Origin of the sequence: Methylophaga sp. UBA3192, assembly GCA_002363955.1 — a bacterium.
Lineage (GTDB): Bacteria > Pseudomonadota > Gammaproteobacteria > Nitrosococcales > Methylophagaceae > Methylophaga.
The window spans coordinates 391,746-404,613 of record DEXE01000006.1; the positions used below are offsets into that span (position 1 = coordinate 391,746).

The following is a 12,868-nucleotide window of genomic DNA, read 5'->3' on the forward strand; positions in this document are numbered from 1 at the left end:
CAGGGCTTTCAGGACCTACCTTTTTCAAGTATGAGGTGAGTCTTCAGATAAAATCAGGCACGATTTTTTTCGCGAATTTCATCCAGTGTTTTGCAATCTATACACAGTGTGGCTGTGGGACGTGCTTCCAAACGGCGGATACCGATATCAACACCACATGATTCACAGTAACCGTAATCACCTTTATCCAAATCAATCAGTGACTCTTCAATTTTCTTGATCAGTTTACGTTCACGATCACGCGTGCGTAGCTCCAGAGTAAACTCTTCTTCCTGAGTTGCACGGTCATTTGGGTCTGGGAAGTTTGCTGCTTCGTCCTGCATATGATGCACAGTACGGTCAACTTCTTCCATGAGTTGTGAGCGCCATTTTTCGAGAATGCCCCGAAAATGCTTTACCATATCTTTGCTCATGTATTCTTCATCACTACCCGGTTGGTACGGGGTGAAACTCACATCATCTTGGTTCGGGTCCATGTTGGCAAACCTCATACTTTCTAAAAACAAGGGCGCATCTATACCAGAAGCTTCTGGCATGTGCAAAATAATCGAGTTATTTTAACGCATTTTTTACATTAAGAGACAGATGAAACATTTAAAAGCCGTTATATTTGACGTGGATGGGACCTTGGCCGAAACCGAGCGTCATGGGCACCGAATTGCCTTCAATCGCGCATTTGCCGATGCGGGTCTGGACTGGCATTGGGATGAGCATTTGTATGGTCAATTACTGGCCGTTACCGGAGGCAAAGAGCGTATTCAATATTACCTGGAAAATTTCCATTTGCAGTGCGGATATGCTGGTGAACACAGTGAAATGATTGCCAAATTGCATACAGAGAAAACCCGACACTATGTGCAATTATTGGAGAGTCAGTCGATTCAGTTACGGCCGGGTGTTAAAAGATTGCTGGAAGAATTAAGAATGGCAGATATCAGACTGGCCATTGCAACAACGACAACTCCTGAGAATGTGACAGCATTGATTTCAGCGACATTGGGGGAAGATGCCTTGAATTGGTTTGACTGTATCGCGGCGGGAGATATTGTGCCAGCCAAAAAGCCTGCTCCTGATATTTATCATTATTGTATGCAACAGTTGCAGCTTATGGCTGATCAATGCCTGGCGATTGAAGATTCGGCAAACGGTTTGTTATCAGCCCGGTCTGCCGGTTTAACCACACTGGTTACCATGAACGCCTATACTGCCAATGAAGATTTCAGCGATGCTGTTTGCGTCGTTGATCAACTCGGCGAACCCAACGCTCCCTGTTCAGTTTTAGCGGGGTTACCTATCGATAATGATTACATAAGCGCCCAGTCAATTCTGGAGTTACATGCCCAAGCCAATTAACATCACACAACGTGCACAGGATATTAAACCGTTTCAGGTAATGGATATTCTGTCGCAGGGGAAAGTTCTGCAGGCGCAGGGCAGGGATATTATTCACCTGGAAATTGGTGAGCCGGACTTTCTGACGCCTCAGCCAATTATTGATGCAGCGATGGCTTCCTTAAAAAAAGGCGACACGTTCTACACGCCGTCGCTTGGGTTGATGGCGTTACGGGAAAAAATTGCAAACTGGTATCAACAACAATACGGGCTCACCATTTCACCCCGCCGCATTGTTATTACTCCTGGAGCATCCGGTGCATTACTGTTGGTGATGGGCGCTTTGTTAGAAACCGGTAAACATTTACTGATGACCGATCCGGGATATCCCTGTAATCGCCATTTTGCCCGGTTCGTCGAAGCCTCAGCCGTTTCGGTTCCAGTCGGTGCAGATACCGCTTATCAATTGTCCTCAGAGCATATTGAAAAATACTGGAATCAGGACACGCAAATGGCCCTGGTTGCTACACCATCTAACCCAACCGGCACCATTATTGATAAAGACAGCTTAAAAGCCCTTGCAAAGGCTGTAAAAGCCAAACGGGGAGTATTAGTCGTCGATGAGATTTACCATGGATTAAATTACGATAACGTGCATTTACCCTCCATTTTGGAAGTAGATGACGAAGCGATCGTGATCAACAGTTTTTCCAAATTCTTTGGTATGACCGGTTGGCGATTAGGCTGGTTAGTGGTGCCGGAAAGTCTCGAGCCGGTTATGGATCGTCTGGCTCAGAATCTGTTTCTGGCTGCACCGACTACGGCACAATATGCTGCGCTGGCCGCATTTGACCGAGAAACTCAGGATATCCTGGAACAACGTCGTCAGGCATTTGAAAAACGTCGGGATGTATTGCTGCCAGCTCTGCAAACATTAGGTTTTTCGATACCGGTCAAACCCCAGGGTGCGTTTTATTTATATGCGGATTGTCGTAAATTTTTAAACGACACCATCCCTGATGGTATGGCATTGTCTAACTATCTACTGAGCGAAGCAGGAGTAGCCATTACGCCGGGTAATGATTTTGGGAGCCATCTCGCTGATCAGCATGTGCGATTTGCCTACACAACAGATGAGTCACGGTTAATACAGGCTGTTGAGCGGATTTATAACGCTTTACGTAAGTTTTAGAGCATTACTCCAACGATGAAACCAACACAAGTTGCCGATAGTTATAATCAAATTGCTGACGTTTGGAACAGTGACAACTTCAACCGTGACAATGGCATCAACCAACATGAACGGGCAATTGCATTTGTAAAACACAGATCAAATGCTTTGGATATTGGCTGTGGAGCCAGTGGACGAATTATCGATTTGTTAATTCGTCATGGGTTTGCAGTTGAAGGGCTGGATATCTCAGAAAAAATGCTTGGATTTGCTCGTCAGAGACACCCAAAGCACACCTTTTACCATGCCGATATCAGCAAATGGAAAATTCCCAGGCAATACAGTTTTATATCAGCCTGGGACAGCATCTGGCATTTGCCATTAAATCAGCAGCAACCTGTTATGACCAGGTTAATCGATGCCCTGACACCTGGTGGTGTATTGATTTTTACCACTGGTGCTATGGATAAGGCATCTGAAAAAACCGATTCGGCCATGGGGCCGCCAATGTATTACAGTGTTTTGGGAATTCCTGAGACTCTCAGGGTCATTGATGAAGCGGGTGCGGTCTGTCGGCATCTGGAATATGATCAATATCCGGAGTTACACCTTTATCTGATTGTACAAAAACCAGATGAAGCACTGGACTGATTATCCATGGTTCGACTCAAAGCCTGTTTATACTCTGAGTCGAACCAAAAGACTGATGTTTATCTTTTCCGTAAAAATTAATGGTAATGTCGGGCAGCGTTAATCACTTTTTTTGCCATGGCTTCATCTTTGCAACGATCAGCAATGTCACCTAACGTTACAATGCCCACCAGTTCTTCGTTTTTAGCATTATTTAAAACTAAAAAACGTTGAACCTGTTGATCAGCCATATTCTGAACGACTTCCTCAATCGGTTTATCTTCATAGGTATACAAAACCCGTTCAGTAGCAATGTTTCGGGCTTTCTGATGAGGATCTTTCGCCTCAGCAACTACTCTGAGCGCGATGTCACGATCGGTTATTACGCCAATGATTCGGTTCTCTTTACTCAATGGCACAAAACCCAAATTTTTATCGCGCATAATTTGAGAAACTTCCTGAATGCTGACGTCGGCATCAAGATAAAAAGGTTGTTTCGTCATCACATCTTTCACTCGCAACATAGAATTTCTCCTTAGATTGTCTCATTTGAGATGAGGGTCAGCCCAAAACACAGGCTCACATAAAATACATGGAGCAGCAGAGAGGAAATTCAACCCAATTGAGAAGTTGATTCAGCCAGCAGTATTTTGCTGTTTGAGTACTTAATTAAAACTAAATCACCTTCTTTGTTAAGTTGCTTTCCAGACTTTTGAGTTGCTGTAAACAATCACGTTGACTCAAAAAGGCCAGTTCCTCTTGATTCTCAAGCCAGGACTCAAGCTGCTGCATAGTTTCAGCATGACGTACTTTCCACTCTGCCAATATCCGAGGTGCATGGAACACTGGAGGTTGCCCAGCATTTTCCGGTAGTTGGGCAATATGCCACTTACACAACTGTGGATCATTGATCAGTCTGATGAATGCATGTTGTTTGGGTTGTTCGGGGAGCGCTGACAATTGTTGATCCAAAGCCACCAGAATGGGGGATGGTCTTTTTTCTTCCGGGCAACGAAGCAGACCAGACCATTTAATCAGTTTACTGCGTCTTGAACCACCACTTATCCAGGATAAGGGAATAGACAACATCAATCCACCGGTAATCGGCAGTAACCAGTAAAACAGTTCAATGCTCAACAACAAAGCAATAACGGCGAGAATGATGCCGAACAATGTATGTCCCGCATGAGCTCTGGCCACAGATGACCAACTCAACGCGCCATCATCTCGTGACTGTGGCATCCAGCCACTGTCCTTACCGCGAAAAATTCCAACGACCACACCAAACTGATGCACCATTAATATTGGCGCATACAAAGCAGACATGAGTATTTCCAGAATAACGCTAAACGTCAGCAGAATCGGGCCGCCAAACTTCATGCAACGTGGAATATTTATCAGTGCTGCAAACCAGCCGAATACTTTTGGTGCAATAACGATAGCCATTGAGACGATAAACAGCATTAGCGCGCGTTCAGAATCGAATACGGGCCAGGTGGGAAAGAGTGAAGGATTAGCAAAATATTCCGGACGGACGTATCTGGCCTGAACAGCAATGGCTAGGCCGACAACGATGAGAGACAGCCAGAAAACCGCACTTAAATAGGACATCAGTCCGGAAAATATATGTAAACGGGTGGGTAATACAAACCCCTGAGCAAACATAAATGGCGTGTGTTGCAGATTGCCCTGACACCACCGGCGATCCCGAATCATGATATTAATCAGTGAAGGGGGAGACTCTTCATAAGTAGACTGGATATCCGTATCAAATCGAACTCCCCAGCCAGCACGACGCAATAATGCGGCTTCAATAAAATCATGACTCAATACATGACCACCAAAAGGTGGTTTACCCGGCAAGAGAGGTAAATGTGATGACTCGGCAAATGCACGAGTACGGATAATGGCATTATGCCCCCAAAAATTAGACGAAAGGCCATGCCAGGCGGATAAGCCTTCGGCATAAATTGGGCCAAAACAATGATTGGCAAACTGCTGTAGTCGGCCATAGAGCGTATTGGCACGCACAATGGTCGGTAAGGTTTGTATTAATCCCACACTGGGTGATGCCGCCAACCGCCTGGATAGCGTCAGCATACTTTCTGCACTCATCACGCTGTCCGCATCCAGCACGATCATAGCGTCATAGGCACCGCCCCAGCGTTGTACCCAATCTCCGATATTGCCTGCTTTACGCTCGGTATTCTGCTGACGTCGGCGGTAATAAACCGGACAGCCTGATTCATCCTTGTTTAAGAGATCAAAAAATGCCTGCTCTTCAGCAATCCAGGCATCTGCCTTGTTGGTATCACTGAGCAGAAAAAATGCATATTTTCCCGGTGCCTTTTCCAGTAAGTCATCACGCATCACCTTGAGTGCTGCCTTGATACGAATAGGATCTTCATTATAGATGGGCAGCAATATGGCGGTAGTAAAGTCGGGTTCCCGTTCGGGTTGTTTAATCAGTCTTGGCTTGAGATGTAATAAGAAGCCGAGCAATGCCTGGGCGAAAGCAAACGAGACCCAAAGGAAATTGATGCTGAACAGGATTAAAAACAGCCACTGCAGATTAGTGACGACATTGGTTGTGCTTAACACACCATAGATTTCAGAAACACCATAATATGACAAACCCAACATCACCCCAAGCACAAATAACCGGGAAATGAGTGTGCGCAAGATGTAGAAAAATGTCCGCTGGCCAGGGCGCATTGGGAGTCCCTGTTCGTAGACACCATGGCGCGGCATTGCCAATGGCGATTCGGGGGGCAGAGCAGGTTCGTAATGAATGCGCTTTTCTGTATTGTTAATCCGTAAATCCAGGGTCATAGAGAATTGTTCCAGTCCCTGCTAATCCATCTGTAAAGCCATGTGGGAGCAGCATTTACATCATCCTTGTTTAACTGAACCCGTAACTCCGCCACATCAGCATCTTCAGCATCAAACGTGATAAATACCCTTGCACCATTGATATGCGGATTTGCCTCAATACGACTTTCCATAATCTTGCCCTGGCTGATGCTGGCGATAACCTCAATTTGATCCAGATCTTCGCTGCTGATATTACTGTAATCGATCAATACTTCCTTATTACCATCAAACAGTTTCAGGCCACTGGCACTGCCGACGATGCGAGTTTCATTCATATCAGCCGGCACATCATCGGGCGATATTAACGTGTAGGAAAATTTAAAAGGTTCACCTTTTTTAAGACCATCCGCGGGTTTCCAATAAGCAACAATATTGTCATTTTCTTCAGAAGCCGATGGGATTTCAACCAGTTCTACCTGACCTTTACCCCAGTCACCTGCCGGTTTAACCCAGGCGGAGGGACGCTGATGATATTTAGCTTCCAAATCCTGATAATAATTGAAGTCGCGGTGTCGTTGGATTAAACCGAAACCTTTCGGGTTTTCATCGATAAAAGCACTGACTTGCAAAGTTTGTGGATTAATCAGGGGGCGCCAAAGCCGCTCACCCTGACCATTTAGCATTTGCAGTCCTTCGGAATCGTGTACTGCAGGACGATAATCAAGCTGATCGGGGCGATCCATACCACCATGCATAAACATGGAAGTTAACGGTGCAAGTCCGGCATGTTTGATATCTGCTCGCGGAAATAATATAGCGTCGACATCAACCCTGCTGGGGGCGCCTGGATGAATGCCAAAACGATAGGCTCCTGTGATGCTTTTACTGTCAAGTAATGCATGTACCACAATGGCGTTCTGTTTTGATGAAGGTCGTTCAATCCAGAACTTTTTAAATAGTGGAAACTCTTCACCTGTGGGTTGTGCTACATCAATGGCAAGTCCGCGAGCTGAAATACCATACAGCTGTCCTTGCGATACGATTCTGAAATAACTTGCCCCTTGGAAAACGATAAATTCATCGTGATGATCCTCGCTGTTCAGGGGATAGTGCAAACGCAGGCCAGCATACTTACCGACTTCAGCTATTTTTTTGCCAATATCGTCATTCGGCACGCTGAAAGAGTTTTCAGAAAGTTCAACTGGAAAAGACTCGCCATTTTCTACCACATCAATATCAATCAAATCCTGATAGAGAAATCCCGGTGCAAATAACTGCACTGAAAACCTGGTGGGGGTGCCGCCCCAAATGGCCGCATTTTGCTGAAAATTTATTTGCCGATAGGTAGAGTAGTCAAGATTTTTCAATTCTTCAGGGGCTGATGCTGGTTTTTTAAACGGCTGTTCAGCAAGTTGACGAGCATTTTCAATCACTGTATCCCGCGAAAAAGGTTTGCTTTCGAGTTCATTTTCGACAGCCGTTTCAGCATGGCTTGTTTGGAAAAACAACAGTATAAAAATGGCAATGAATAACCCGTAAAAGATCTTTATAGTGAATGAATAGTCGATTTTTGGATGAAGAGATAGATTACTCAACATGCGGCTAAATCCTTATTGCGGAATTATATGGGGATAAAAATAGGGAAGACTCTGTCGAACCAAACTGGATTCAACGATAGTTACTATTTCAGATTCGATACGGTGTAACAATAACTTGAGTTAATATTAACTCATGTATGAATATGCATGATTGAATCTGAAATTTTATGCATTAAAATTTATTGCCAGGCAAGTTTGATGAAAAACGACAATGATATTCACCAGAATCTTGACGAAGTAATTTGCGATTGCAGTGGAACGACCCGTGGCAAGATTATCAGCCTGGTAGAGCAGGGAATTGTGGATAGCGATACCATTTCACGTAAAACCGGCGCAATTTCTGGCTGTGGTTCCTGTGATTATGATATTGAGATGCTATTGGATGACATTGTTGCTAAATTGCAACATTAGTCCAATACTGTTGTTAAATACCTATTTTATATAACTTTCTGATAGATCCCTCCCATACCATCATCAGTTGATTAGGAAAAAATCCCTTTCTTATTGTGAAAGTGCTTGACTCGGTAATAAGAACCATTACTATTCGCCTTTACATTTCTTTACGTATAGCAATTAAAGGTAACAATATGGAAAATGGTATTCGCAAGTCGCGAAATTTTAAGTTCAAACCTATCGTTTCAGTTGTGACAGTTGCACTGGGTACAATGCATGGTTCACAGGTGCTGGCAGATGAAAATGTAAAATCATTAGATTCCGTAACTGTAATAGGTAGTGAACAAGCTGCACGTGAGTTGCCAGGATCGGCTTATTATGTTGACAACGATCAACTTACAACTGAAGCAACTACAGACATTCATCAAGTCCTGAAAACTGTTCCAGGAATCTATATTCTTGAAGAGGATGGATTAGGTTTACGTCCAAATATCGGTGTTCGTGCAGCTGCGCCGGAACGAAGCCAAAATATTACGCTGATGGAAGATGGCGTCTTAATTGCGCCAGCACCTTATTCCAATCCTGCAGCCTACTATTTTCCAACAGCTTTACGTTTAAATTCGGTTGAAGTCCTGAAAGGCGCCCCCCTTCTACGTTATGGTCCACAAACAGTCGGTGGTGTGGTTAACTTGGTATCCACACCAATTCCAGAAAGTAATCGTGGCCGGGCTATGTTTATGCTCAGCGATGAAGGCTCTTTTGATACGCACGCTTATTACGGTGGAAAAGAAGGTGGTTTTGGTTATCTTTTAGAAACGGTTCAACGCAATAACAAAGGTTTCAAGGACATTGATCGGAGCGGACAAGATAGTGGATTTGAAATTCAGGATTATGTTGGCAAATTATCATGGGAAGATGAACGCAATAAAGTGCTTTTTAAATTCCAACGTTCCTTTGAAGATTCTGATGAAACCTATGCAGGTCTGACTGATGCAGACTTTCGACGTGATGAAAACCGTCGTTATGGACTGACAGAAATAGATAATATGGATAATGACCATACTGGGGTTAATCTCAGTCATAATTTTAAATGGTCAGAAACGTTTAATTCCACCGTGACGCTTTATCACAATGAATTCAAACGTAATTGGTTTAAGTTTGATAATACTGGTGATCTTATCAACGCAGCAAATGCTGGGGATGCTAGTGCTCAGGCAGTTTTGGATGGAGACCAAGATGCATTTGGTCTTAGGTACAAGAATAATAATCGAGAGTATGATTCTTATGGTGTTCAAGCTAATTTCAATTGGCTGCTCGGTAAACATGATTTGAATTTTGGTGTGCGACAACATTTCGATGAAACAGACCGATTTCAACCTGTCGAGACATATGATCAAATAAACGGACAGCTTGTTTTTCAAGGCAGCAATGCTGACACGGTGAGTGGTGGTGATAATCGTCTGGAAGAGGCTCAGGCTCTCAGTATTTGGATAACCGATAATTTTCAAGTTACCGATAAACTGTTAGTAAATCTTTCCTTACGCATGGAAGATGTTGAAAGCAAAGCTCGTCGCTATGGGGAACCTGCACGCTCATCAGTTACGAACAGAGTTGAAAATGATTATCGTGAGTTTTTGCCGGGTATTTCGGCGACTTATGATTTAACCGATAATTGGCAAGTTTTAGCGGGTTATCACGAAGGTATGTTGCCTATCAGTGCAAATGCCGAAGATGGTACTGATCCGGGGTTAAGTGATAATTACGAATTCGGCGTGCGCTTTACTCAAGGTACATTCTACAGTGAGGCAATTGCTTTCTATTCTGACTTTAGTAACTTTGTTGAGCAATGTTCGGTAGCTTCCAATTGCAGTAATGGCGCTGATTCTGGTTCATTTAGTCTTGGTGGAGCAGAGGTTAAAGGTCTTGAGTTTCAAGCAGGCAAATTATTCACGGCCGGTAACTTTATGATCCCGGTTGATATTACCTACACTTATACTGACGGCGAGACTACATCTGGAGATCAACTTGTTAGTGGTTTAGAGCTGCAAAATATTCCTGAAAACATGTTCAGTGCTAGAGTTGGTTTAGAGCACAGCAGCGGTTGGAATAATTACGCCGTGGCAAAATACATAGATGAAACTTGTGTAGATGTAGGTTGTAATAAATCAGATAGTCGTTTTGATCGCACCGACGCTTTATTTACTATGGATTTAATTAGTCGTTATCAGTTCGTGAATGGTCCTGAAGTATTTTTAAAGGTTGAGAATGTATTCGACAGACAAGAAATTATTGCTCGTCAACCTTTTGGTGCTCGGCCGAATATTGAGCGGACTGTCTATGCTGGTATTATTATTGACTTTTAAGCTATAAAAGTTTCTTAATAACAGTTATAAAAGCGCCTGGAGGGTTACTTCAGGCGCTTTTTTTTGACTAATTTGATGAAGCATTCTTGTGTAAATCTAGAGGATATTTGTTTTGTAATTGGTCGACATACAAAGCTGTTGCACCAGCAACAGCCACCGGGATAATCAGAAAGTTCACTACCGGAATCATGGTTGCTCCCAGCGTTGTCATGCCGAACCCTAAAGCTAATGAACGTTTGGTTTTGAGCAGTTCACGCTGTTGTTTAAACCCCATCAGATGATTTCCTAACGGGTAGTCATGGTAATCAAGCGCCAGTGTCCAGCTGGAAAAAAACAGCCATAACAAGGGCGCAATCAGATTAATGCCTGGTATCCATGAAAGGATGAATAATGGAATCATCCACTTCAGCAAATAAACCAGTTTACGTAATTCATTGAAAATCATTCGCGGCGTATCGGCGATTAATTGCAAGAGGGTTTGTTCTGGCGGTGGTTGATTGGAAAGTCGTTTTTCAACCGCTTCAGCTAACAATCCATTAAACGGTGCGGCAACAATATTGGCGAGAATGGAAAAAGTGAAAAACACCATTAACACAATCAAGATCGCAAACAATGGCCAGAGAATCCACATCAATGCATTGGATAACCATTCCGGTAACCAGGTCGGTGTCAATTGGGTCATCCAGTCTTCAAACTGAGTGATACCAAACCAGATTGCACCGGCAAACAGTAGCGTATTAATGAATATAGGGATATAGGCAAAACGGCGTACACCAGGTTGATTTATGAGTTTGAATCCACTTAATAAATAACGCGAGCCTTGAATGAAATCACCCATTTATCAATACCTTATTCAAATAACCTGAGGCCGTCTCTAGCGAGTAATGCACTGCCATAAGCTGCATCGGTTTGGTGGGTTTGTTTAAATGACACCCGTAATAAAGATTGACGTAATCGGGTCCATACAGAATTATCTGAACCACCACCAACACTGCGAATGGATATTAATTTTGACTCACTGAGCTGTTGCAAACAATCGTATCCAGCTTTTTCTATACTGGCGATACCAGCCAGCAACCCATATAAAAACACATGATCTTCCGCTGGGCGTGGCTGCATTCTTGGCGGGTAGTCTGCATCCGCTATTGGAAAGCGTTCTCCGGACTTAAGCAGCGGATAATAATCGGGTGGTGACTGTTGTAAATCAATTTTCTGACTTAACGTTCTCAGTTGCTCATTATTAAAAAAATGTCTTAATACTGCACCACCAGAATTGGATGCGCCACCACAAAGCCAGAATTTGCCCAGTTTATGGCTGTAAATTCCTCGCTTTGCATCAAATACCGGTTTCTGGCAGATAAGTTTCAATACCAGCGTGGAACCCAGAGAGGTAACAGCTTCGCCAATCGCATTTGCACCTGTTGCGATAAATGCGGCAAGACTATCCGTTGTACCGGCTTTAAGAATCGGTGAAAAAGACTGTTTCAGCCCAATTTTTTGCATCGATGATTCCGACAGTTTGCCAATCACCGTGCCAGGTGTAACGACATTGGGTAAAACGTCAGTTGAAGTAAGCGATTCTATCCAGCTCGGCCATTGATTGTTTACGATATCAAACCCTGACTTTAATGCATTGTTATAATCGGTGGTGCCCGGTTTGGCTCCTAATTGAATTGCCAGCCAGTCCGCCTGGTGTGCTAAATAGTATTTTTCCGGTAAGGCCAAGGTTCTCTGGAGGTACAGTAATTTTGCCAGTCCGCTGCCGGGACCGTGCGCTGCTGAGTCAGCTGGTGCCGTTTTGTCAATTTGCTGACTTGCATTTATGGCGCGTTGATCGTTATACATCAACATCTCACTAAGTGGACGTCCCTGTAGATCGCACAACATGACTGAACCTGATGTAGCATCAATAACAATGGACTCAACTTCAACATCGGGAATCTGACATAACAGGTTTTTTAAAGTGGCAAAAAGAAAGTGAGATTGTTGTTTTGCGGAAGGATAGGGCTGCGGAGATGCGGGGAGTGTCAGTTCGGTTTGGGCGAGAATAGCCCCCGATTTATCAATGGCGCAAACCCGGCACCCGGAGGTGCCGAAATCAATGCCAATCCATGCGCTGTCGCGCATCTTTATGGAAGCTGAACAGGTGTTGGTGCAACCCAACCTTCTTTACGATATTCAGCAACCACATTGGTGTAGACACCGCCACGTACATTGAAAATACCGGTTACCCGCATAAACCGGGGATCAGTTGCCGCGACCAGATCGGTGAGAATTTGATTGGTCAGTTTCTCATGAAAACCACCTTCTTCACGATATGACCAGAAATACAGTTTCAGGGATTTCAGTTCGACGCATTTCAGATCCGGTACATAATCGATCTTAATCGTGGCAAAATCCGGTTGACCGGTTTTCGGACACAGACAAGTAAATTCAGGTGTTTCGATGTGGATGGTATAATCCCGCTCCGGTACGGCGTTATCGAAGGTTTCCAGTTGTTTGCTTGGTAGCGTAGACATAGGTAATCTCTGAGAGGTTTATAAAACCGTTATTATCCCTGAGTTGGC

12 protein-coding genes are annotated in these 12,868 nt (G+C 43.9%); 5 read left to right on the forward strand and 7 right to left on the reverse strand.

Features of this window, described 5'->3' with window-relative positions:
- Positions 1 to 53: 53 nt before the first annotated feature.
- Positions 54 to 476 (reverse strand): RNA polymerase-binding protein DksA, encoded by a 423-nt coding sequence (dksA, locus tag B2337_RS08925; RefSeq protein WP_292359582.1) that lies wholly within the window; start codon positions 474 to 476, stop codon positions 54 to 56.
- Between the two features lie 109 nt (positions 477 to 585).
- Between dksA and B2337_RS08930 the strand changes: the two genes are divergently transcribed.
- From B2337_RS08930 to B2337_RS08940, 3 genes are read left to right on the forward strand one after another with little or no spacing between them, the layout of a single operon-like run.
- The gene (locus B2337_RS08930; protein ID WP_292413365.1) at positions 586 to 1,353 is read left to right on the forward strand and encodes an HAD family hydrolase; all 768 of its coding nucleotides are present in this window, start codon (positions 586 to 588) and stop codon (positions 1,351 to 1,353) included.
- Positions 1,337 to 2,524 (forward strand): pyridoxal phosphate-dependent aminotransferase, encoded by a 1,188-nt coding sequence (locus tag B2337_RS08935; protein ID WP_292413367.1) that lies wholly within the window; start codon positions 1,337 to 1,339, stop codon positions 2,522 to 2,524. Before B2337_RS08930 ends, B2337_RS08935 begins: the two co-directional genes overlap by 17 nt.
- A gap of 15 nt (positions 2,525 to 2,539) precedes the next feature.
- On the forward strand, positions 2,540 to 3,154 hold the full coding sequence (locus B2337_RS08940) for a class I SAM-dependent methyltransferase (protein WP_292413369.1): 615 nt from the start codon (positions 2,540 to 2,542) through the stop codon (positions 3,152 to 3,154).
- Positions 3,155 to 3,231: 77 nt separating this feature from the next.
- Here the strand turns inward: B2337_RS08940 and B2337_RS08945 are convergent, their stop codons facing one another.
- From B2337_RS08945 to B2337_RS08955, 3 genes are all read right to left on the reverse strand, one after another.
- Complete coding sequence (locus B2337_RS08945; protein WP_292359575.1) at positions 3,232 to 3,657, reverse strand: CBS domain-containing protein; 426 nt, start codon at positions 3,655 to 3,657, stop codon at positions 3,232 to 3,234.
- Positions 3,658 to 3,808: 151 nt separating this feature from the next.
- The gene (gene mdoH, locus B2337_RS08950) at positions 3,809 to 5,965 is read right to left on the reverse strand and encodes a glucans biosynthesis glucosyltransferase MdoH (RefSeq protein ID WP_292413370.1); all 2,157 of its coding nucleotides are present in this window, start codon (positions 5,963 to 5,965) and stop codon (positions 3,809 to 3,811) included.
- A complete protein-coding gene (locus tag B2337_RS08955; RefSeq protein ID WP_292413373.1) occupies positions 5,962 to 7,545 on the reverse strand; it encodes a glucan biosynthesis protein G in 1,584 nt (527 codons plus the stop codon). The genes mdoH and B2337_RS08955 overlap by 4 nt, the downstream gene beginning before the upstream one ends.
- A 198-nt stretch (positions 7,546 to 7,743) precedes the next feature.
- Between B2337_RS08955 and B2337_RS08960 the strand changes: the two genes are divergently transcribed.
- Positions 7,744 to 7,956 (forward strand): (2Fe-2S)-binding protein, encoded by a 213-nt coding sequence (locus B2337_RS08960; protein WP_292413375.1) that lies wholly within the window; start codon positions 7,744 to 7,746, stop codon positions 7,954 to 7,956.
- 176 nt (positions 7,957 to 8,132) lie between these two features.
- The gene (locus B2337_RS08965; RefSeq protein WP_292413376.1) at positions 8,133 to 10,301 is read left to right on the forward strand and encodes a TonB-dependent receptor family protein; all 2,169 of its coding nucleotides are present in this window, start codon (positions 8,133 to 8,135) and stop codon (positions 10,299 to 10,301) included.
- A 67-nt stretch (positions 10,302 to 10,368) separates the two neighbouring features.
- On the opposite strand, the gene cysZ is transcribed toward B2337_RS08965, so the two are convergent.
- Genes cysZ through queF form a run of 3 tightly spaced genes read right to left on the reverse strand, consistent with a single transcriptional unit; the run spans position 10,369 to position 12,820 of the window.
- Positions 10,369 to 11,139 (reverse strand): sulfate transporter CysZ, encoded by a 771-nt coding sequence (cysZ, locus tag B2337_RS08970; protein ID WP_292413378.1) that lies wholly within the window; start codon positions 11,137 to 11,139, stop codon positions 10,369 to 10,371.
- Positions 11,140 to 11,150: 11 nt separating this feature from the next.
- Positions 11,151 to 12,428, reverse strand: coding sequence for an FGGY-family carbohydrate kinase (locus tag B2337_RS08975; RefSeq protein WP_292413380.1), 1,278 nt, complete (start codon positions 12,426 to 12,428; stop codon positions 11,151 to 11,153).
- Between the two features lie 2 nt (positions 12,429 to 12,430).
- Positions 12,431 to 12,820 carry a preQ(1) synthase gene (gene queF, locus B2337_RS08980; RefSeq protein WP_292359561.1) on the reverse strand — a complete coding sequence of 130 codons (390 nt, stop codon included), beginning with the start codon at positions 12,818 to 12,820 and terminating at the stop codon, positions 12,431 to 12,433.
- Between the last annotated feature and the right edge of the window lie 48 nt (positions 12,821 to 12,868).